General features: G+C 42.5%; 21 protein-coding genes. 13 read left to right on the top strand and 8 right to left on the bottom strand.

Translation table 11 applies throughout. The features are described from left to right. Positions 1 to 115 precede the first annotated feature (115 nt). From thiL to IEX80_RS18805, 3 genes are read left to right on the top strand one after another with little or no spacing between them, the layout of a single operon-like run. Complete coding sequence (gene thiL, locus IEX80_RS18815) at positions 116 to 1,162, top strand: thiamine-phosphate kinase (protein WP_188833756.1); 1,047 nt, start codon at positions 116 to 118, stop codon at positions 1,160 to 1,162. Further along, on the top strand, positions 1,162 to 1,608 hold the full coding sequence (locus tag IEX80_RS18810; protein WP_090532729.1) for a hypothetical protein: 447 nt from the start codon (positions 1,162 to 1,164) through the stop codon (positions 1,606 to 1,608). Before thiL ends, IEX80_RS18810 begins: the two co-directional genes overlap by 1 nt. Positions 1,609 to 1,644: 36 nt before the next feature. Beyond that, positions 1,645 to 2,505, top strand: a complete 861-nt coding sequence (locus IEX80_RS18805; protein WP_188833755.1) for a DUF6263 family protein — start codon at positions 1,645 to 1,647, stop codon at positions 2,503 to 2,505. Here IEX80_RS18805 and IEX80_RS18800 read toward each other — a convergent pair whose 3' ends face one another. The 3 genes from IEX80_RS18800 to IEX80_RS18790 all read right to left on the bottom strand — a co-directional run bounded on the left by IEX80_RS18800 (position 2,506) and on the right by IEX80_RS18790 (position 5,717). Then, positions 2,506 to 3,876, bottom strand: a complete 1,371-nt coding sequence (locus IEX80_RS18800) for a DNA recombination protein RmuC (protein ID WP_090532725.1) — start codon at positions 3,874 to 3,876, stop codon at positions 2,506 to 2,508. 78 nt (positions 3,877 to 3,954) lie between these two features. Further along, positions 3,955 to 5,382 carry a DUF4932 domain-containing protein gene (locus tag IEX80_RS18795; RefSeq protein WP_090532723.1) on the bottom strand — a complete coding sequence of 476 codons (1,428 nt, stop codon included), beginning with the start codon at positions 5,380 to 5,382 and terminating at the stop codon, positions 3,955 to 3,957. 104 nt (positions 5,383 to 5,486) lie between these two features. Continuing rightward, positions 5,487 to 5,717 carry a hypothetical protein gene (locus IEX80_RS18790; protein WP_090532719.1) on the bottom strand — a complete coding sequence of 77 codons (231 nt, stop codon included), beginning with the start codon at positions 5,715 to 5,717 and terminating at the stop codon, positions 5,487 to 5,489. Between the two features lie 99 nt (positions 5,718 to 5,816). Here IEX80_RS18790 and IEX80_RS18785 point away from each other — a divergent pair, with 99 nt between their 5' ends. Beyond that, on the top strand, positions 5,817 to 6,197 hold the full coding sequence (locus IEX80_RS18785; protein ID WP_090532717.1) for a hypothetical protein: 381 nt from the start codon (positions 5,817 to 5,819) through the stop codon (positions 6,195 to 6,197). 6 nt (positions 6,198 to 6,203) lie between these two features. On the opposite strand, the gene IEX80_RS18780 is transcribed toward IEX80_RS18785, so the two are convergent. The 3 genes from IEX80_RS18780 to IEX80_RS18770 are packed head-to-tail and all read right to left on the bottom strand — an operon-like array spanning position 6,204 to position 9,327. Continuing rightward, the gene (locus IEX80_RS18780; RefSeq protein ID WP_188833754.1) at positions 6,204 to 6,686 is read right to left on the bottom strand and encodes a gliding motility lipoprotein GldH; all 483 of its coding nucleotides are present in this window, start codon (positions 6,684 to 6,686) and stop codon (positions 6,204 to 6,206) included. Further along, on the bottom strand, positions 6,683 to 8,179 hold the full coding sequence (gene ricT / locus IEX80_RS18775; RefSeq protein ID WP_188833753.1) for a regulatory iron-sulfur-containing complex subunit RicT: 1,497 nt from the start codon (positions 8,177 to 8,179) through the stop codon (positions 6,683 to 6,685). The genes IEX80_RS18780 and ricT overlap by 4 nt, the downstream gene beginning before the upstream one ends. 2 nt (positions 8,180 to 8,181) lie before the next feature. Beyond that, positions 8,182 to 9,327, bottom strand: a complete 1,146-nt coding sequence (locus IEX80_RS18770) for a DNA polymerase III subunit (protein WP_188833752.1) — start codon at positions 9,325 to 9,327, stop codon at positions 8,182 to 8,184. Between the two features lie 164 nt (positions 9,328 to 9,491). Here IEX80_RS18770 and ruvX point away from each other — a divergent pair, with 164 nt between their 5' ends. Further along, the gene (gene ruvX / locus IEX80_RS18765; RefSeq protein ID WP_112653146.1) at positions 9,492 to 9,902 is read left to right on the top strand and encodes a Holliday junction resolvase RuvX; all 411 of its coding nucleotides are present in this window, start codon (positions 9,492 to 9,494) and stop codon (positions 9,900 to 9,902) included. 94 nt (positions 9,903 to 9,996) lie between these two features. Here ruvX and IEX80_RS18760 read toward each other — a convergent pair whose 3' ends face one another. After that, positions 9,997 to 10,374, bottom strand: a complete 378-nt coding sequence (locus tag IEX80_RS18760) for a GxxExxY protein (protein WP_188833751.1) — start codon at positions 10,372 to 10,374, stop codon at positions 9,997 to 9,999. A 161-nt stretch (positions 10,375 to 10,535) separates the two neighbouring features. On the opposite strand from IEX80_RS18760, the gene IEX80_RS18755 reads away from it, so the two are divergent. The 5 genes from IEX80_RS18755 to IEX80_RS18735 all read left to right on the top strand — a co-directional run bounded on the left by IEX80_RS18755 (position 10,536) and on the right by IEX80_RS18735 (position 14,723). Continuing rightward, a complete protein-coding gene (locus tag IEX80_RS18755) occupies positions 10,536 to 11,174 on the top strand; it encodes an O-methyltransferase (protein ID WP_091174796.1) in 639 nt (212 codons plus the stop codon). Positions 11,175 to 11,177: 3 nt separating this feature from the next. After that, positions 11,178 to 11,720, top strand: a complete 543-nt coding sequence (locus IEX80_RS18750; RefSeq protein WP_090532703.1) for a glycoside hydrolase family 73 protein — start codon at positions 11,178 to 11,180, stop codon at positions 11,718 to 11,720. Between the two features lie 62 nt (positions 11,721 to 11,782). Further along, positions 11,783 to 12,619: a glucosaminidase domain-containing protein gene (locus tag IEX80_RS18745; protein ID WP_090532701.1), complete on the top strand. Its 837-nt coding sequence runs from the start codon at positions 11,783 to 11,785 to the stop codon at positions 12,617 to 12,619. A gap of 125 nt (positions 12,620 to 12,744) precedes the next feature. Further along, entirely contained in the window at positions 12,745 to 13,554 is an 810-nt protein-coding gene (locus IEX80_RS18740) for a peptidase associated/transthyretin-like domain-containing protein (protein ID WP_188833750.1), read from the top strand. Positions 13,555 to 13,700: 146 nt separating this feature from the next. After that, entirely contained in the window at positions 13,701 to 14,723 is a 1,023-nt protein-coding gene (locus IEX80_RS18735; RefSeq protein WP_188833749.1) for a DUF3078 domain-containing protein, read from the top strand. Positions 14,724 to 14,726: 3 nt separating this feature from the next. Here IEX80_RS18735 and IEX80_RS18730 read toward each other — a convergent pair whose 3' ends face one another. Further along, a complete protein-coding gene (locus IEX80_RS18730; RefSeq protein WP_188833748.1) occupies positions 14,727 to 15,929 on the bottom strand; it encodes a DUF3738 domain-containing protein in 1,203 nt (400 codons plus the stop codon). A 129-nt stretch (positions 15,930 to 16,058) separates the two neighbouring features. Here IEX80_RS18730 and IEX80_RS18725 point away from each other — a divergent pair, with 129 nt between their 5' ends. The 3 genes from IEX80_RS18725 (at position 16,059) to ffh (ending at position 19,647) form a co-directional block, all read left to right on the top strand. Next, positions 16,059 to 17,567 (top strand): sensor histidine kinase, encoded by a 1,509-nt coding sequence (locus IEX80_RS18725; RefSeq protein ID WP_188833747.1) that lies wholly within the window; start codon positions 16,059 to 16,061, stop codon positions 17,565 to 17,567. Continuing rightward, entirely contained in the window at positions 17,555 to 18,247 is a 693-nt protein-coding gene (locus IEX80_RS18720) for a response regulator transcription factor (RefSeq protein ID WP_188833746.1), read from the top strand. Before IEX80_RS18725 ends, IEX80_RS18720 begins: the two co-directional genes overlap by 13 nt. Positions 18,248 to 18,318: 71 nt before the next feature. Continuing rightward, complete coding sequence (gene ffh, locus IEX80_RS18715; protein WP_090532696.1) at positions 18,319 to 19,647, top strand: signal recognition particle protein; 1,329 nt, start codon at positions 18,319 to 18,321, stop codon at positions 19,645 to 19,647. Positions 19,648 to 19,822 lie beyond the last annotated feature (175 nt).

Here is a 19,822-nt window from a genome sequence, read left to right as displayed (position 1 = left end):
CGTGACCGAAAGTGTAAAAAAAATTTCCCGCCTTCGGCGGAAGATGTGAAACCGGGTTGCGGCCCGAAAAATAAAATCGGTGAAATCAAAGGTCATCGGTGAAATCGCAAAAACTATGTTTGAAAATCAGGATAGAACCAATTTAGAGGAGCTTGGCGAATTTGGCCTTATCGGTCACCTTACAAAAAATATTAAGCTTACTAACGAAAGCTCAAAAAAAGGAGTCGGCGACGATGCAGCTGTACTTGATTTCGCCGGTAAAAAAGTGCTGGTGAGTACCGATATGCTGTTGGAAGGGATCCATTTTGATTTGGCGTACACGCCGCTTAAGCATTTGGGTTATAAAGCGATACAGGTAAACCTGAGCGACATTTACGCGATGAATGGAATAGCGTCGCAGGTTACGGTGTCTATCGGCATGTCGAGCAAATTTCCGCTCGAGGCCATTGAGGAGCTTTACCAGGGGATCTATATCGCCTGCGAAAAATATAATGTGGATTTAATTGGTGGTGATACAACATCATCCAAGCAAGGTTTGGTAATCAGCGTAACTTCAATTGGCTACGCCGATGAAGCTGATATTGTATACCGCAATGGTGCTGAAGAAGGGGACCTGATCTGTGTATCCGGTGATTTGGGAGGTGCTTATACCGGCCTGCAACTGCTGGAGCGCGAAAAGCTGATCTACCTGGAAAATCCTAATATTCAGCCGGACCTTGAAGGAAAAGATTACATTGTTGAGCGTCAGTTGAAGCCCGAAGCCCGTCGTGATGTGGTTGAACTGTTGAAAAGCATAGAGGTAAAACCAACCGCTATGATCGATGTATCTGACGGTTTGGCTTCCGAATTATTACACATCTGCAAGCAAAGCAACAAAGGCTGTAACTTGTACGAGGAAAAAATTCCGTTGGACCCGATGACTTTTGAAACGGCCCGCGAATTTAACCTCGACCCTACTATTTGCGCTTTGAGTGGTGGTGAAGATTATGAATTGTTGTTCACCGTGAAGCAGGCCGATTATGATAAGATCAAATTTAAAATGGATATCAGCATCATCGGCTATATCACCGAGGCTTCGGCCGGTTGTAACCTGATCACCAAAAGCGGTACTGTACACGAATTGAAAGCCCAGGGCTGGAACGCGTTTAAAAAAGCCGAGTGATGCTGCAGGATATTTTCGATAAATTTTACCTCAACAATCATCCCGATGGGAAACCGCCCGGGGCTTTTGTGAAGGGAATTTTATTGCTTTACCTGGGCTTGCTGATCCAAACGTTGAATAATTACCTGGACGGGTTCAATTTTTCGGCCATCCTGTTTGTATTCGTCGCTGTCGGCTTTTTGATCTTTGTTACCGGCGAAGGAAAGAAATGGGCCCGGATCATCCTTTCGGTTTTGGTATTGCTGAATGTGTTTTTCCTGGGATCATCATTGTTATACAGTTTTGGAATTTTGCATGATAGTTCGGCTCAAAAAAAAGCTATAGAAATGCCGGTTTATCTCATCATTTTAACCCTCGTCGAGATCATTGTTGAACTATGGGGATGGGCGCTGATGTTTACCAAACAGGCCGATTGGTGGTTTAACAGGAAAAACACTAATAGATAAAAACTTTATTTTTAAATCAAACCTAAATCTTTTAAAATGAAAAAATACATAATCTCATGTGTTTTATTATTCACTATAGCTAAAAGCTTTGCTCAAAACTCAACCATTTTTAAGATAAAATATAAGTCGCTTCATAAATATCATGTGAAAATGGTAACTGATCTTAAAATGGAGATAGACGCCGTAGGTGATGAAGCAAGTATAGCCGAAATAAAGAAAAATACGAAATTGCCGGCGACCATAACCGGGCATAATGGTCATGATTTAGATTTAGTTACAGGAAAACTAAATAGCGATAATTCTTTTCCTTTTACGATGACATTTTGGGGGATGCCATCGGTAATGAATTTTAATGGGAAGCAGATTGAAACCCCGGATCCTTTGAAAGACCGAATTTTTTATGGAACGGGGTCGCCGGAGGGCAAAATACATATCGATTCGGTATCCGGAAAAAATACAGACGAAAAGATAAAATCAGCTGTTACTGCTATTATCAATGACATCAGTAACAAACTACAATTTCCGGATAAGCCAATGAAAATTGGCGAGACTTTTACGCAGGAAATACCCATGGCAATGCCCGTACCCGGCTTTACCAATATGCAAATGAATATAAAGCTTGTTTATAAACTCATATCTGTTAATAATGATATAGCAAATTTCGATATAGATCAATCGATGGCTATGGATTTGAAGACTACTACAAACGGAGCAGAGGTAGCTATTAGTGGTAACGGTAAAGGAAGCGGCAAACTTGTTTATAGTATCAAACAAAATTACATGAGTAGCATGGTTAGCAATATAAATTTTAATCTGTCCATGATAATGGAGGGGATAACTTTTAAAGCAAATGCATCCGCCAACGCATCATATCTGGCAGTTGTTAACGAGCTTTAATTACTCATCCCCAATATATTTTTGATCTATTTGCTTGTCCGCTTTTGCTCCCAACTTTTTGATCTTTTCGGCGGTAGTAGTAAGGTTGCCCCTACCCTCCGATAATTTACTGATGGCGTTATTATAAGCCGATTGTGTTTGGTTGATATTTTTGCCAATGCTGTCCATATCACTTAAAAAACCAACAAACTTATCATACATATCGCCGCTTAAACGGGCTATTTCCAATACATTACGGTTTTGGCGTTCCTGTTTCCACATGCTGGCAATGGTACGCAGAGTAGCCAGCAAAGTCGACGGACTAACAATTACCACTTTCCTGTCCCAGGCATAATTAAACAGTTCGCCATCCAGTTGTACGGCAATACTGAATGAGGATTCTATCGGCACAAAAAGCAGCACAAAATCGGGCGAATTGATCTTATATAAATCGTGATATTTTTTGGCTGAGAGGCCGGTAACATGCCCGCGGATGGATTCCACATGAGCTTTAGCAAACAGTTTTCGGTCGTCTTCGGTATCGGCGTTAACCAGTTTTTCATAGGCTATCAGCGATACTTTGGAGTCGATAATCAGGTGTTTTTCATCGGGTAGGTCGATGATCACATCTGGTTGATATCTTGTGCCGTCGGTGGCCTGCATGGCGGCCTGGATGCGGTATTCCTGATCTCTGACGAGGCCTGAACGTTCCAGTACCCGCTCCAAAATTACCTCGCCCCAGTTGCCTTGTTTTTTGTTATCCCCTTTAAGCGCTTTGGTTAGGTTTTGAGCTTCATCACTAATCTGTTTGTTGAGATCCATCAGTTGGGTGATCACGCCTTTTAGCGTATTCCGCTCGGCCGCTTCCATGTTGTAAACTTTCTCAACTTTATCCTCAAATGCTTTCAAGTTTTCCTTTAATGGGTTAAGGATAACATCTAAATTGCTGCGGTTGATATCGGTAAATTCCTTCGATTTTTCTTTAAGCAGTTTTTCGGCCACATTTTCAAATTCCCGCTGAAATTGGGTGCGAATCTGCTCTATCTCGGCCTTTTGCTCCTGCAGTTTTTCCTGCTGCGATTTATAGTAGGCCCGGGCACTTTCTAAGGATTGATTGGCCTGTGCAAGTTGGGTACGCTCGTATAAAAGTTCGTCAATCAGGCGGTTCTTTTCCTCCTTTAAAAAGTTGGTAATGCTTTCTTTTTCAGCAGCTAAGCCATTAGATTTTTCTTCGGCTTTAGCCAATAAAATTTTAAACTGATCATGCTCATACCGGAGTTTGCTCAACTCCTCGGCAGAGATCAGCTCAACTGCTTTTGGTTTTTTCAGGAATAGAAAAACTGCAATCAGTAGGATGATCAGGGATACAAATACTAATATAATACCAGTCATTTATTGATAAAAATATTAGTAAAGTAAAGCATAAATTTTTATAAATACTAATAAAGTTAATCAGGAAAGGCAAGTGAATTAAGGGATGGGACTATTTTCTGTTTTAAAATTCAGGATATAGTTTTGTACAGCATAGCCATCGCTTGCCCGCATCATACCGCCGGCAATATTTATCTGGTATTCGGTATTGGGCTTCAGGCTAACTTTCATAATAATGCTTTTGTTATCATTAGCAAAGGTAAATTTTGCCGACTTAGGATAATGATCTATACCCTTGGCTCCCGGGCCAAAAAAGTACTTTATGCCATCCAATTTTTTATCAAAATCAAATATAATTTCAGTTGTGTTGGCTCTTATTGTAGTATCGCCGTTTTTGAAAGGCCTTACTGCTATTACCCGGGCACAATGTTGCTGATAGTCGTCATCGTAAAAACTGATATTTGGCGCCAATTTATTGTAAAAGACGACAATAGCAGGCATAAAGCTTTCAAGTGCAGGATAAGTTTTTCTGTTTGATTGATATTGACCAAGTAAATTAACCAATGGCCGCATCCAAACAAAACCTCTGGCCAATTGCTGCTTAAGCTCTTGTTCGGCCACCAATGTATCGGTATTATGGGTTTTCAGGTAACTGATTACCGATGCCCTTACTAACGCTTCGTTTATCATTGTTTTCCACTCGCCATAAGCTTGTTTCCGCATTTTTGTGCGCTCTTTTTCGTAAATAAGCGCACCCGCGTCTCTCAATTGGTTTTCATAATTATCGGTAAGATAATTGATAAATGAATGGTTAAACTCGTGGATCAATGTAGGCAGATAAGATGCCGCGTCATAAGTAGGTAAGCCTTGCTCATCAAAAGTACCAGAACCAATAATTGCATATACTTTTTTGGTATGATCGTTTAAATAAACATGTGGCCCGTAGTTTCCTCCGCCATTTCCAAATCCTATGATGATATTGAAATTTTCGGCCGGCGCTTTACCATAAAATTTATAATACCAGGATACATCCAGCTTTTTAAACAGGACATTAAAACGGCTTTCGGCTATAGCATAATCAGCTAAATGGGTATGGAAAAACCCATCGAAGTCGGCGTCTTTATAAAATTGCTTTAACAGGGCAGTGAATTTTACAGCGCTTTCCAGGGTCCACCTTTTGTCTGGTAAAGAGACTGAAAAAGGTACTAATGGTTCTAATGCCGGTGGTTCATTTAAGTGAACGGCCATTGACATAACAGCATCGTAGCTAACGCCGCTGCTGTCCCTCAGTTCCTGGGCGTATTTAATGAGCGGATGGTCAATAAATTTATCAAAATGCTTATGAATATCTGCAACGTATTTAACATTGTCAGGGGTATTGTATTCTTCGTTACCCGCTAAACGGAAAACAATGCTCAGCAATTCTACACGTTTATCAATTCGGGGCGTTGCTATAGTATTATTAGTTTGGGCTGATAACACTAAGGGAAAAAAGATGATAAGAAAAGATAGGTTTAGGTATTTCATTTAATAAAAAGGTTAAAGGCAACAAAAAAGTAAACTCCTGAAGGTAGACTGATCAGCTAATTCTTAGTTTAATCATGAACAAAAGAAATAGTGATCAGCCAGCATTAATGCACCGGATGCACAGCAGAATCAGTATCACCATGAAGACTGGTTGTATCCGACGAATTTGGTGCAACAGCGCCATTGCCCGGAGCCGAACTTTTAGCCGAATCGGCAGGGCCGCCGCTGCCTTGGGTCGCGCTGGTATCGTTTTGACGGTTATTTTTATCGGCGCTATGACAGGATGCAAAAGCTATTGAAGCAGCTACAAATGTAAGGATGGTTAATTTTTTCATGGGTGATGTTTAAGGCTTAACGGGTAGTTATACGTTTCAGTTTTATTATTAAGATTTTGTTCGCTGGTATAAATTAAGCATATTCACAAATAAAAAACAATGATGAAGCAACTGATTTATGGGATATTGATAAGCTTGCTGTTTGTGTCCTGCTCAAAGAAAAGCACAGATCAGCCTCCGCAGCCCCATACCATAAAAGTTACGGTAAGCGGGGCAGATGCCTTTAACGTTTCATTATCTGAATATAAAACAACGGATAGCAGCCCTAAAATAGTTGATGCGAAAGCTGTTGCAAAAGGATCATCATACAGCTATACTGCTACATTGAATCAAAACGACCAGGTAACCCTGGTTGTTGCCTCAGACGTTAGCAATACCGTTACCTACAGAATTTACGACAATGACAAAATAGTTGTACAGGATACCGACAGAGAGGTACTGACGCATGGCTCGGTTACCGTTACCTATAATATACCTTAGTGTAAATTATTGGGCTTTCTCTATCCTTAATCCCACATCGCTGATCTCATGAAGGGGGTTATCGCGCATGTTTTGTTCTATCTGAAAACGGTAAACGCCTTTTGTGGGGAAATGATAATCTTTACGTAAAAGCACCTGGTAGCTGTAAAGGTTGCCTGATCCCTTGCCCAGCCATTCGCCATCAGGATTGGCCAGCTTTACTTCAAAACGCGTAATATGCGTTTTTTTATCGGGCGAAATTTGACTAACCAATACAAATATGTTGGAGTATTTATAGTTGCCCGTAACCCGTAAATTAAGGTATTGGTTATAGGCAACTTTTTCATCATCAACTTTAACATCAAAGTTTACGCGGTTAACGTACGACCAGTTATGATCGGCAATTTCGGTGTTGGTATCAATGATCCTGTTCGGATCGGTACAGGAACCGGCAAACAGGGTTACCAATAACAATACTGCCGGGTAAATGATATTTAAAGCCCGTTTCATTCAGGTTTGGCCTGTTGATTATTATTGTTATTATTATTCCGGTTTGGGCGGTTTGGCCTGCGGCGCCTGTTGTTATTACCGCTTCCCTCACCCTGTGGTTTTCCTTCGCCTTGTGGCCCCGGTTCACCCTGTGGTCTCGGTTCTCTTTGAGGTTTGGCTTCGCCCTGAGGCCGGCCTTCTCCCTGCGGTCTGTTTTGCTGCGGAGGCCTGTTACCCTGGGGCTTGTTATTGTTTTGCTGCTGGCGGTTTCCTTCAGGACGCGGCTGCTGGGCCGGTTTTTCCTGCGGATTACCCGATCCCTGCTGAGGCTGCTGATTGGCCGGTTTGCCCTCGGCTTGCGCCTGGCCTCCGGGTTTCTGGTTTTTATTGCGGTTTTTGTTCTTCTTTTTATTGTTGTTGCGTCGTTCGTCGAGGCGGGTAAGACTATCCTGGCCAACCACGTTTTCGTAATCGAGCGCTTTTGCCGCAGGTGTTTCAACTTCAACAATTTCGCCAAGGTCTTCAGGGATCACACCATCTTTATTCTGCTGCTGAATCTCTTTAACCTTTTTTATTGGCAACGGAACCCATGATTCTTCTCCCGGGTAGCTAAACCACATTATTTTTTTAAAGATGTCGGTTTTTTGCAGGCGGGCATCCCCTTTTTGGGTTTTAAGGGTGTTTACATTATCAGGGATGTATTTTAAGGCATCCATGTAAGTATCCAGCTCGTAGTTAAGGCAGCATTTCAGCTTGCCGCACTGGCCGGCCAGTTTCAGCGTATTTAACGAAAGGTTTTGATAGCGGGCTGCCGAAGTAGATACCGTTTTAAAATCGGTAAGCCAGGTTGAGCAGCAAAGCTCGCGGCCACATGAACCTATGCCGCCTAAACGGCTTGCTTCCTGCCTCATACCAATCTGCCTCATCTCGATACGGATGCGGAAAGTTTCGGCCATTTTCTTGATCAGTTCCCTGAAATCAACGCGGCCTTCGGCAGTATAATAAAATGTTGCCTTGGTTTTATCGCCCTGGTAATCCACATCGCTCAGCTTCATGCTCAGGTTAAGGTCAAGCGCCAGCTTGCGCGATTTGTGCATGGTTTCCCATTCCATATCCTTGGCAGCTTTCCATTTGTCAACATCGGCAACGGTAGCTTTACGGTAGATCTTTTTTACAACATCAGCTTCCTTTACATGGCGTTTTACCATCTGCATGCGTACCAGTTCGCCGGTAAGCGAAACATGGCCAATATCATAGCCACCAGTGGTTGCTTCAACAGCCACAAGTTCGCCGGCTTCGAGGTAAATATTATCGTTGTTTAAATAAAACTCCTTGCGCGAGCCTTTAAACTTAACTTCAATAACCTGGAACGGCTTATAGTTAGTCGGCATGTCCATATGCGACAGCCAATCGTAAACATCTAATTTGCTGCAACCATTAGTAAGGCAACTGCCGTTACTTTTGCAGCCCGCAGGCGAACATCCGCCACCTGTTGAGCAACTTCCACATCCCATAATTAACTTGGCATATATTGATTCCCCGCAGGGACATTTTTATTTATTAGTATTTTAATAATTTGTAAAGATACATCTAAAAATAAGATTTTGGGATTAGCGTTGCGCTCCACATGATAATGTGCTTTTTCCAGCTCATCAATAATCATTTGCGATTTGCCAATGCTCAGCACGTTACTCATTTTTTGAGCCGTGTCCAGTTCCTTTGGCGGTAAATGTACCAGGCTACCCGCCCCGGCAATGAGTAAACAGCACTCGCGGATAAAGCTGGTACCGTAACGCAAAAAGTTTTTTTGGTTTTCGCGCCCCATTTTGGCAAATTGCTCCACAAAAGCCATCACCTCTATGCCTTTATTGCCAAAGCAATAGCGCAGCCATTGTACAAACAGCTCGTGGTAGCTTTTGTTGTCCTGCTGCAGCATGGCCAAAGCTTCGGTCATGTTGCCATTGCTCAAATAAGCTATTTCGGCAGCGGCTTCCTCGGTTTGGTGATGGGCACTTATTAAATGTTCCTTAATTTCGTCGTACTCCAAAGCGGGTATTTTAACCAGCTGCGTACGGGATAATATGGTGTTCAGGATCTGATCCTGGTTTTGGGCTACTAATAAAAAAAGCGTATTGGGCTGCGGCTCTTCAATAATTTTAAGCAGTGCATTCCCCTCTTTATCCAGGTATTCGGGCAACCAAAGGATCAGGATCTTATATTCCGACTCAAAAGGTTTAAAGCTTAGTTTTTTAATGATCTGGTGACATTCGGCAATATTGATATTGGCCTGTTTGTTTTCGGCATCCAGGTATCCGCGCCATATGTCCAGGCTTAAATATGGATTAGCCGTTAAAGCGCCGCGCCATTGCTCAATAAAAGTAAGCGCTGTATCATCTTTATGTTTTGCAAAGAAAGGGTAAGAAAAATGCAGATCGGGATGCATCAGTTTCTGGTACTTCCGGCAGGAAGAGCATACCCCGCATGAGTCGCCGGGCTGTTTATCCTCGCAGGAAAGGTACTGGGCATAGGCAACAGCAAGCGCCAGGCTGCCCGAACCTTCGGGGCCTAAAAATAGTTGCGCGTGGCTTACCCGGTTCTCGCTCACCGTGTTAAGCAATCGTTGCTTTGTTGCTTCCTGTCCTACTATTTCTTTAAACTGCATTTGGTGCAAAATAGTAATTTGATTTTAGATGTGAGATATGAGATGTGAGATTTGAGACAGGAATGGCATAGCAGAGCGTCCTTACTTGATGGAAAGTAAAGAGTGACTATCATCATATTCAAAAAATCTCACATCTCATATCTCGCATCTCATATCTTTACCAAATGAGAGTAATGGCTTTTGATTATGGTACCAAGCGCATAGGTATTGCGGTTACCGACCCTTTGCAGATCATCGCGACGGGCCTCGATAACATCCACCCCAATAACATTATTGAGTTTTTAAAAAAATATCTGCAAGCAGAACAAGTGGAGCGGTTCATCGTAGGCGAACCAAAGCAGATGGACAACACCCCCTCGCAATCGGCCATTCATGTAAAAGGTTTTGTGAACCTGTTAAAGAAAACATTCCCCGAAATCCCTATCGAAATGGTTGATGAGCGCTTTACCTCAAAAATGGCATCAGCAACTATCGCTCAGAGTGGCATGAACAAGAAACACCGGCAAAATAAGGAGTTGGTAGATACGATATCGGCGGTGATTTTACTGCAGAGTTGGATGGGGACGAGATTTTAAGCTGATTCTGAACCATGATTTGCTTGATTGAAGGATTTCATGATAGAGGGTTGAACCTTGATTTTCCTGATTAGATGATAGCCTGATATCTGCTTCAAACTAATAGATTGTTATTATGAACGCGTTTAAATTGTAAGCTTTTTGATCCGAAATTTATTAGTAGTCCTATTTCCATCTTATAGGCTTCAAGATAGTTCATGGCTTGTGCCAAATGTACATCTTCAAGGGATATGATGGCTTTTATTTCAACCATGATTGATCCTTCAACGAAGAAGTCAACGCGTCGTTTTCCTATGCCAACGCCATCATAATAGATAATCATTTCCAATTCCTGGGCAAACTTCAGATCTCCTTTTGCTAATTCCAAAGCCAACGCGCGCTGGTAAATTAATTCCTGAAAACCATTTCCGAGAGTATTATGTACACGCATTGCACATCCTATTATCTTTTCAGTAAGCTCTTTATATTTCATGTTAAGGTTTAAATCCAGCTAAAGATATCGTATTAAAAACAAATACAAAACCATCATCAAAAGTCCTTTAATCAAGTGAATCAAGGTTCAAAAGGAAGGGACATATAGCATCGGGAAATCCTTCAATCACGAAAATCAAGGTTTTTGTGTATCTTTGCCCCATGGATATTCTCCCTAATGCCTTACTGGCTTACTTAGATGACCATTGCGACCCGGAGCCGGAGGTGCTAAAAAAACTCAACCGCGAAACGCATATCAAGGTGTTAAAACCTAACATGCTATCGGGGCATTATCAGGGCAGGCTGCTTAGTTTTTTAAGCAAAATGGTGCAGCCTAAGCGCATCCTGGAGATAGGTACCTATACAGGCTACTCGGCTATTTGCCTGGCCGAGGGTTTGGCCGACGACGGCATCCTCCACACCATTGAAGTTAACCGCGAAATGGAGGAGATCATCACTTCACATCTTAAACTAACAAATGTTGAAAACAAAATAAAGCTGCATTTTGGGCAGGCAGAGGCCGTTATTGCTGATTTACAGGAGGATGTTTTTGATTTGGTGTTTATAGATGCCGATAAAAAGAATAATTATACTTACTTTCAATTAGTTTTTGACAAAGTCAGATCCGGAGGATTAATAATAATTGATAACGTTTTGTGGAAAGGAAAGGTGTACGGCACCGAAAAAGATGCCGATACTGAAGGAATCCGCAAACTAAATGACCAGATAGCTGTTGATAGCAGGATAGAAAAATTGATCCTGCCGGTACGCGACGGGCTGCTGGTTATCAGAAAAAAATAAATTATGAAGAAAATCTTACTGATTACAACACTGTTGATTTCAACATTAGCTGCTTCAGCACAGAAAAATACCTCACAATCTTACATTGAAAAGTTCAAAGATGATGCCATTAAGATCATGCACGAAACCGGGATCCCGGCAAGCATCGTTTTAGGTGTAGCCATGCATGAATCGGGCTGCGGCAACAGCACCATAGCACAAAACCTTAATAATCAATTTGGAGTAAAAGGTTACAATACCGTAGTTTATACCAAACACAACAAAAAAGTTCGCACCTCTTATAAAAGATACGATTCGGTTTTTGATTCGTTTCAGGACTTTGCACGCATCATGACCGAGCGCAAGCAGTTTAGCCACCTGGCCGACGCGCTTACCCATTATGATTATAAAGGATGGGCAAAAGGTATTCAGCGTGCCGGTTATGCCGGTAGCCGCAAATGGGCATCGCAGGTTTTAGGTATCATTAACAGGTATAACCTCAATGACCTGGATGAAAATCCGGCAAACCAAACGCAATTGGCCGACGCAACAACTAAACAGCAATAATTACGTTTATAAAATCTTAATTTGGCCCCTGGTTATATGCCACATAATAAGATTTAAGCCTCATGCGAAAAACCATATACCTGTTCATTGCTGTAGTTTGCCTCAATTCATGCTCTGCCCGCAAAAAAACCACTACAGTATCAAACCGCGATGCCAAACGCAATAACAGTAATATCCAAAAGGCCAATAAGGATGCTATTGCCAACTACCGGTCGTACAATTCGTTAGAATATATTGACCGTTTTAAGGCCATCGCCATCCAGGAAATGAACCAGTATGGTATCCCGGCCAGCATCACCCTGGCGCAGGGCTTGTTTGAATCGGGCGCGGGCAATAGTGACCTGGCCAAATACGCCAACAACCACTTCGGCATAAAATGCACCAGCGACTGGACCGGCAAAAGTTATTATAAGGATGACGACAACGTGAATGATTGTTTCCGCGTTTATGATAATCCGGAAGACTCCTTCCGTGACCACTCGGCGTTTTTAAAACGTAAAAACTATGCTAAACTTTTTGAACTGGACAAGAACGATTATGAAGGCTGGGCTTATGGGTTGAAAAAGGCAGGTTATGCCACTAATCCTAAATATCCGCAGTTGCTGATCAATATTATTGTAAAATATAACCTCGATCAGTATGACCGACCCGAAGGCGAGATTGCTAAAATTAAACGGGAAGACCGTGTATTATCGCAGATCAACGATAGCATTGGCAAACCTGTTCAGGATACCCTTTCCAAAACCCCGCCCGACGATAAGATCTACACCGTAAAACAGGGCGATACACTATACAACATATCCAAACGTTTTGGAATAACTGTTGATGACCTGAAAGCGTTAAACAGTATGAGCGACAATGGCATTAAAATTGGCCAGAAGCTTGTGGTTGTTAAGTGAGAAACAGAGGCAAGACAGCAAGAGTCAAGAGCCAGGACAGAAAGAAATGACCTCTAAATCTATCTTGATTCTTGACTCCTGGTATCTTGGCTCCCTCCCCCAAAGGTTAATTGTTGTTAAATTGTATGATCGCCCGCTGTACAACACGTATTTTTGCCCCCGCAATGAAATTGTGGATGCTCCTGATATGTTTTGCCCTGCCCGCGGCCCGGGTTTTTGCCCAGCAAAAAACCGTGGATGGGGTTGTGTTTGATAAAGACAGCAAAGACCGCATTGCCAAAGTTAATGTACAGAACATCACCACCGGCAAATCTATTTACAACACTTTTAAAGGTGAATTCAAGATAGAAGCCCAGCCGGGCGATGTGCTTGTTTTTACAAAATCAGATCATCATCCCGATACATTGAAAGTGCAAGGCGGCGAATCACTTGCCGTTTATATGAAGCGCACAGCCATACAGCTTAAAGAAGTTATCGTGCGCGACACCCTGCTTAACCCCCAAAAACGGCTTGCTGCAACCAAAAACGATTATACCAAAATCTTCGGCCCACTTAACAATAAAGATTTATTGAGCTTTGGGCCGGGCGGTGCTGGCTTAAGTATCGACGCGCTTTACAATTCATTAAGCCGCAGCGGCCGCAATGCTGCCCGCCTGCGCGAAACTATTGAGAAAGACTATCAGCAAAGTGTTATTGACTATCGTTTTAACCGAACTTATGTTGGCGCCATAACCAACTTAAAAGATCAGCAGCTTACCGACTTCATGCTGCGGTACCGCCCCGGCTATTATTTGGTGAAAACGGCCAGCGACTATGAATTTATAGCCTCGATTAAAACCAACCTCAATCGTTTTTTAAAGTATAAAAAACGCCCTTATTCCCTTACCCCGCTTGTTACACCCGAAGATAGCAAGAAGGATCTTGGCCGTGAATAAGGCAGATAAACCTTAATACAAGGTTCATTTTAATATCCGAAAATTCCAATATTTTTGCCCAAAAGTCGTTTGCCAGACTAAACCCTGAAGCAACATTTTTGTTTATTGTGGTTAAAAAAGGAGATTTTTGCTTTAATTTGTTTACTATGTTAAAAACAAAACCGGGATTACTAATACTCGCATTATCAGTCACGTGCGTTTTATCAGCAAAAGCACAAACAGATACCCTGAAAAAAGATAGTGTTAAAATAGACACTGCCGTACTTAATAAATACCGGATAAATTCCCGCAAAAATGCCATCCCCACGCGGGTTCGCCCCATACAGATCCAGCGCGAAATGGTACCTGTTACCATGCTCGATTATAAAGTAAACTACTGGAAAAAGGTAATCACATTCGGGCTGAACTTTAGCCAGTCGGCATTTAGCAGCAATTATGCGGCGGGTGGCGTAAGCGCGGTGGCATTGGGTTCAAATTTTATTTATCATACCGAATATAACAAAGCGCCTTTCAGTTATGTGTCCGAGCTTAACCTTACCTACGGGGTATCAAAAAACAAAGGCCAGGGCAAACGCAAAACGCAGGACCGTATTTATTTTGATAACAAAGTAGCGTCTCAATTATCAAAAAGCTGGTACTTTTTCGGCGCATTAACCTTCGAGTCGCAGTTTGATAAAGGGTTTAATTATGTCGATCAAGGCAATGGCAAGTTCGAGCAGCAATATATTTCAAACTTTATGTCGCCGGGTTATCTTACCGAGTCTGTCGGTTTTGAGTATAAGCCAAAAAGTTGGTTCGATTTGCGTTTGGGTACCGGTACCGCACGACAAACTTTTGTACTTGATCACGCCATCCATAAATATCAAAAAGATAACTACGGCGTGGATACGTTAAAAACCGTAAAAAATGACCTCGCGTTCCAGGTTGTGGCGTTGCTGGATAAAGATATAGCCAAAAACATTCACTTAAATACCCGTTACGCGTTGTTTATCCCTTATGCCCAATCGCCAAAATTTATTACCCACCGTGTTGATTTAACGCTAACAGCCAAGGTGAACAGGTTAATTAGTGCAACGGTAAACGGAACGCTGTTGTATGATAAACATACATCCGATAGCGCCCAGGGCTATGAAGGCATTGGGTTGGGAATGCTGTACCGGTTCCCGTAAGTGTTATTTATAAAACACCAATACTTTCATTTTACGTTCGGCCTTATCCAGTATAAGGCCGAGCTTGTTTACAGACTGTACTACTCCCTCTTGCGTACGCAGATCGACCGTGGTTTTTATATCGTATTTTTCTTTCAACCCGGTTTCATCCACAACCGGGCGGTCAAGGTCATTGCTCAAATAATCATTTGCGAAATTTGCCAACGACACAGATGTCCCGTTATACCCTTCCCCGCTAAAACTGATCATCGATTTATTTTGCGTTGATACCTGGAATGCCAATTTTTGGTCTGGGTTTACTCTGAGAACATAAACAGGGATTAATTTTTCGGCTATCCGCGCTTTTATAGGTAGTGACCTAAGCAGCTTTTTTTGCATGATGTGGTTAAGGCTATCCTTATCTTCGGGTTTAACTAACAGGTCAAAACAATACAGCGAGTTTTTATTATCGAAATCGCATACTGCTTTTTCATCAATCTCGTAAACGATTTGTTTAGATGAGGTAATGTCAAACGCGTCTTTATATAAAACATCTGCACAAACATTAATATAGCTAACCCTCCTGCCTTCATATGGCGCATTGAGATAATGCCTGCCCATGCTTTGCTGCCCCTTCATGTAGCCGCGAATGGTAAAACTTTCGGCAATAGTACTATCTACACCAAAAACGTCTTTGCGGTTGTTTACAGGAACCTCTTTTACTTCGGCAGATGATTTAATGGTTTTACCGCTCATGAGGTTGTTGATAAACCGCTGGTTTACCAAATCTGTTTTTACGAGTGCTACTACCATGTGCCTGCTGTTAATGATGGCGCTTTGCCCAACAGATGAAAGCCCGAATGCTTTGTATAAAAAGAACGAGGTATCGCTGGCGAGCCACAGGGCCGACGGTTTTTTGATTAGATATTTTTTCAACCGTGCAACCGGCTCGTTTGATATGGCTATAACCCTGATTTTACCTTCGTTTGCTTTTTGCAGCTTAGCCAGGGTATCCATTTCGGGAATGCATGGGCTGCACCAGGTTCCCCAAAAGCTCAAAATATAGAACGGTGCTTTAGTCGGGTCGGCAAGGTTAACGTGCAATGCCGGCGCATTAATAATTGGTTTTATAACAATAGCGGGCATGACATCGCCAGGTTTTAAAGTTTGTTGTGCCGATGTTGAAAAAAAGCAGGCTGATAAAAGAATAACAAATAGTTTTTTCATGACAGGTACAGATTTTATACCTGCAAAAATGAAGAGTGTAAAAATAAAACTGTGTTATCGGGCAAGTTAACTAATGTTATATTATGTTAACAGCAGATCGTATTTAACGCCGATGTTTTACATTTGGTTATGCCTAAAAGTACCCGCTTTGTTATTATAGTGTGTGCCGTAGCCATTGCCATGGTTTTACTGCTGCAATTTTACTGGGTAAAAAACTACTATATTGTAAACCAGGCCACCTTTGAAAAAGAGGTGAACATGGCTTTTGAGGACGCATTAAAAAAGGAGTTTAGCATCCGTTGCGATACCATCCAACAACTGCTTGCCAAACGGCTGATGGATACTACCGAGTTTCTGATCACCAGCAGGTTTGATACAGCAGAGAAGAAGAACATTTTTACCATAGCAAACGCCCATCAGCCGGGTCAAAAGTTTTCATCTTCGGCATTAAGTTTTCGTGGCATTAATAAGGCGTTATTGCCCGGGGACACGGCTTTTAAATGGGCAATAGCCACGCGTTTTGCCTACACCATGCGCACTGAAGATCTGCAAAACCATGTTGTATACTATCGTACCCAAAACCTGGGTGGTTTTATGGTAGATAACGTCAATAAGTATGATTTTGATACAACCCGCCTAAGGCCGGTGCTTGCCCATTACCTGAAGGATAGGAACATCGAGACCCCTTTCCGGTTTTATGTACGCGAAACCGACAGCACAATGAACCGGAGCCATTTTGATGAAAAACTGCTAGCCCGTTATCCTATCATCACCAAATCCTACCCAACTTACAAGCAAAAGGGAAAAGAACAATATGTAAGGGCTATGTTCAGTAATCCTTTTTCATACATCATAGGGCGTATGGGGTATATGTTTGCCGGCTCGCTATTGCTTATCGCTTTGGTGGCTTTTAGCCTTATCTATCTGTTACGTACCCTGTTCAGGGAAAAAAGGTTATCAGCTATAAAAAATGATTTTATCAGCAACATCACCCATGAATTTAAAACACCCATCGCTACTGCTTCGGCTGCAATTGAAGCATTGAACGGCTTTGGTGTACTTGATAACCGTGAAAAGACGCAGCGTTATCTTTCTTATACCAAAAATGAACTCGAAAAACTGGCCGGGCTGGTTGATCGGGTGCTAAGCATCTCGGTGTATGAAAACGCGGATTTTGATATAAAGCCAGAACGTGTTGATATCGACGCCGAAATAAAAGGCCTGTTAGCAAGGGCGGCAGCATTGCCCGGAAAGGAAATTAACTGGACATATGTAAATAATACCGGGATAAGCAGTATCATGGCCGATAAGCTGTATTTTGAGCACGCGGTTAATAATGTGGTTGATAACGCTTTTAAGTATTCGGGCACTCGGGTTCAACTGGTGGTAAGTGTGAGCATAAAGAACAACTTTTTGGTCATCGAGGTAAAAGATAATGGGATAGGTATAGCAGCGAATGACCTGCCGCTGGTGTTTGAAAAGTTTTATCGCGTACCCTCCGGAAACCAACACCGGGTAAAAGGCCATGGCCTTGGACTGAGCTATGTAAAAAGCATTGTGGATCGGCACAGGGGATGGTGTAAAATAGAAAGCGAGTTAGGTAAAGGCACTACACTTAGTTTAGCATGGCCAATATAAATAACGTTAAGGTTTTACTGGTTGAGGATGAACCGGTACTGGCCGAGATAGTACAGGAAAGCCTTCAATCAAGAGGGTTTAACGTGTTTCAGGCTGATACCATTGCGTTGGCTAAGGTCATTTATTACGATAGCCAGCCCGATATCATAGTACTTGACGTGATGCTTCCTGATGGCAGCGGCTTTGACCTTGCCCGGCAGATCAGGAATGTGGATACCGAAATACCCGTGATTTTTCTTACTTCCAAATCTTTGCCTCAAGACGTGGTTGAAGGTTTTGAAAGCGGGGGCAACGACTATTTAAAAAAGCCGTTCAGCCTGGAGGAGCTCATTATCCGGATAAGGGCTTTACTGAGTAAAAACAGGCTGGTGATAAGCCAAAGTGTGGGGTTAACTGAAATTGGCAGGTACCGGTTTTATTATCCGCAGGGTAAGCTTAATTTTGATGGAAATAGCAGGACACTTACCACCCGTGAAAGCGAAATTCTTAATCTGTTGATCATAAACAGGAACCAGTTGCTTAACCGTGACGAACTGTTATTGAACTTTTGGCAAAACAACGATTATTTCAGCAGCCGGAGTCTTGATGTTTTTATTACTAAGCTGAGGCGTTATTTAAAAGATGATCCATCCGTAAGCATCCTTAACATTCGTGGCCGGGGATATAAGTTAATCTACTAAGTAATTGAGTTAATATAGTTCAAAATCATACCTTTGTATCCTTATAAAAAAGATTAAAGTTTTTTAATATAATGTTTGAAAATCTTTCGGATAAACTCGACAGGGCGTTCAAGGTCCTGAAGGGTCAGGGAACAATTACTGAAATAAACGTGGCCGAAACCATGAAGGAGATCCGCAAGGCCCTTCTTGATGCCGACGTTAATTATAAAACCGCCAAAGCATTTACCGATGATGTGAGGCAAAAAGCGCTTGGTAATAATGTATTAACATCCATTTCGCCGGGCCAGTTGCTTACCAAGCTCATGAACGATGAGCTTACTGCGTTGATGGGCGGTACCACAGCCGATCTGAATTTTCCGGCTACACCCACCATCATCCTTATTGCCGGCTTGAACGGTGCTGGTAAAACAACCTTCACCGGTAAGCTTGCCAATTACTTAAAAACACAACGCAATAAAAAACCATTACTGGTTGCTGATGATATTTACCGTCCGGCGGCTATTGATCAGCTGGAGGTTTTAGGCCAGCAGATAGGTATCCCGGTGTATGCCAATCGCGACTCGAAAGACCCGGTTGCTATTGCCCGCGAAGGTATAGCCCAGGCTAAGCAGAACGGTAATAACGTGGTGATTATTGACACCGCCGGCCGTTTGGCTATTGACGAGGCCATGATGGTGGAGATTGAGCAGGTAAAAGATGCCGTAAAACCACACGAGATCCTGTTTGTGGTTGACTCCATGACCGGCCAGGATGCTGTGAATACTGCTAAAGTGTTCAATGACCGCTTGGACTTTACCGGTGTGGTATTAACCAAGCTGGATGGTGATACCCGCGGTGGTGCGGCCCTTTCGATCAAATCGGTTGTTAATAAGCCTATCAAGTTTATTGGTACCGGCGAAAAGATGGAAGCGCTTGACGTTTTCCACCCCGATCGTATGGCATCGAGGATCCTGGGCATGGGCGACGTGGTGTCTTTGGTTGAACGCGCTCAGCAGCAGTTTGACGAGAAAGAGGCAGCCGAGCTACAGAAGAAGATCCGCAAAAACAAGTTCGACTTTAACGACTTTTACGGCCAGATCCAGCAGATCAAGAAAATGGGTAACATGAAAGATCTGATGGGCATGATACCGGGCGTGGGCAAAATGATGAAGGATGTTGAGGTTGATGATAATGCGTTTAAAGCGATAGAGGCTATTATTCAATCTATGACCCCGTTTGAAAAAGCTAACCCTGAAACCATTAATCAAAGCCGCCGTAACCGCATAGCCAAAGGTTCGGGCACCGATTTACAGGAAGTTAACCGCCTCATGAAGCAGTTTGATGATATGAAGAAAGTGATGAAGCAAATGAGCAATCCCGCTGCTATGGCCAACATGATGCGCAGGATGCCTAAAATGTAAGGTAGGTATAACTTATAAAAGAACGTCTCTTGCTAAAAACAAGGGACGTTTTTTTTGCTCCTTTGCTGACGAACAAAATAAACATATGTATAATTTATTATACACAATTTCACACTTTTTGGGGGCGGAAGTCATTAAAATGTCATTTACTGTGCAATGGCACTTGCTTTGTTTT

Origin of the sequence: Mucilaginibacter rubeus (assembly GCF_014643835.1) — a bacterium.
Classification (GTDB): domain Bacteria; phylum Bacteroidota; class Bacteroidia; order Sphingobacteriales; family Sphingobacteriaceae; genus Mucilaginibacter; species Mucilaginibacter rubeus.
This window is presented reverse-complemented; position numbering and strand designations above follow the sequence as displayed.